Annotated in this window: 2 protein-coding genes and 1 pseudogene; 1 reads left to right on the plus strand and 2 read right to left on the minus strand. The window is 32.7% G+C overall.

Features of this window, described 5'->3' with window-relative positions:
• A partial coding sequence (locus tag ACHZC3_RS04905; RefSeq protein WP_394758764.1) for a Ppx/GppA phosphatase family protein occupies window positions 1–624 on the plus strand: 624 nt, incomplete at its 5' end.
• Window positions 625–737: 113 nt separating this feature from the next.
• Here ACHZC3_RS04905 and ACHZC3_RS04910 read toward each other — a convergent pair.
• A complete protein-coding gene (locus ACHZC3_RS04910; RefSeq protein WP_394758765.1) occupies window positions 738–1,175 on the minus strand; it encodes a DNA polymerase III subunit gamma/tau in 438 nt (145 codons plus the stop codon).
• A gap of 227 nt (window positions 1,176–1,402) precedes the next feature.
• Window positions 1,403–1,787, minus strand: a pseudogene (locus ACHZC3_RS04915) (DNA polymerase III subunit gamma/tau); the annotation flags it as partial.

Below are 1,787 nucleotides of genomic sequence, written 5' to 3' on the forward strand. Positions count from 1 at the left end.
GCTATGCGTGAGGCATATAACGGAAAAGAAGTGGCTGATATTATAAAGAAAAAAGCGGACATAAAAATTGAAATTATCGACGGAAAAAAAGAAGCAGCCATTATTGCTTCTTCCGATTTACATCAATTTATAAAAACAGAACAAACCTATCTTTATGTAGATGTTGGTGGCGGAAGTACCGAGTTTTCTTTGTTTTCTAATGGAAAAATGGTCGCTTCAAAATCATTCAAAAACGGAACAGTTCGTTTGTTAAACAATATGGTAAACGATATTGTTTGGGAAGAAATCGAAAAATGGATAAAAACCAACACCGAAGAATACGATAATATAACACTTATTGGTTCTGGCGGAAATATAAACAAGATTTTTAAATTGTCAGGAAAACAATTAGAGAAACCACTCTCTTATATGTATTTGAATACACAATACCAATATTTGAACTCCTTAACATACGAACAACGTATTGCCGAATTAGCTCTGAATACCGACCGTGCCGATGTAATTATACCTGCATTAAGTATTTACCTAAAAGCAATGAAATGGAGTGGAGCGACTAAAATTTATGTCCCAAAAATTGGATTGTCTGATGGTATTGTAAAAGCAATGTACTATGGGAAGATTTAGGTTCTAAGGTTATGAGGGACAAAGATGCAAAGGTTGATAGAAGTATAAATCATGCTTTTTTGACAATATCCAAAACCTCAGTGCCTTTGTACCTCAAAACCTTAGCGCCTTTTTTATAAATCTAAATCAAATGTTTTTCTAAGCAATTCTAAAGCAGGATTTATTTCTTTTAATCGATCGTATTTTTCCTGAATGGTAAAAGCTTTTTTAGTTTCGATAGATTCGTTTATTTTTATCTCAATCGTAATATTGTGATTGTGTAATTTCCCTCTAATATAACCTAACAAATCATGTTTTTCGCCATCAAAATCTATTTTAGAACTTTCGTTTGGAAGTTCGTGAATAATAGTAGTGCCTTCTAGTTTTGGGTCGTCAAGTAATAATAAAGATTCCAGAATTTTGTATCCCTTATCTCCTAATCTATTGGCATATTTTATCCATTGCTCGAGCATTTGTGTTTCTGTAAACGGCTCAGTTGGTAACTCGTCGTGGTGTTTTTCTACAGGTTTTAGTTGCGCTTCCAATTCTCGTTTGGCTTGAATACTTTTCATAGACAAAGCAGAAAATTTCGGAGCATTTGTCATCAAATTGGATGAAGCAATCTCATCAACCTTAGGTTTTTGAACTACTTCTATAGGTTTCTGAATTTCTTCAACAATAGGATTTACTGTTACAGGTTCCTTGACAGTGGCAACTTCTGAAACATTTTCGGAGATTTGATTAACAGTTTTAACTTCAGTAATTGAAAATCCTGAATTCCGATAATAAGTAGGTGGAATTATATATTGTTTAGCTTTTTTTTTTCTCCATCAAAAGTGATAGAGGCTAATTGCATCAAACAAAGTTCTACAAGTAATCGCTGGTTCTGAGAAACCTTAAATTTTAAATCACAATCGTTAGCTAAATCTATTCCTTGCAAAAGAAAATCTTGTGATGCTTTTTGAGATTGTATATAATACATTTTTTGTGCTTGTTCTCCAACTTCAAGTAAACCTATGGTTGCGGGAGTTTTGCTAACCAATAAATCTCTAAAATGAGAAGCCAATCCAGCTACAAAATGATGACCATCGAAACCTTTTGCTAAAATATCATTGTAAGCCAATAGCAATTCTGGAATTTTATTCTCCAAAATTAAATCCGTTACATTAATATAGGTTTCATAA

Origin of the sequence: Flavobacterium sp. (assembly GCF_043720215.1) — a bacterium.
Lineage (GTDB): Bacteria > Bacteroidota > Bacteroidia > Flavobacteriales > Flavobacteriaceae > Flavobacterium.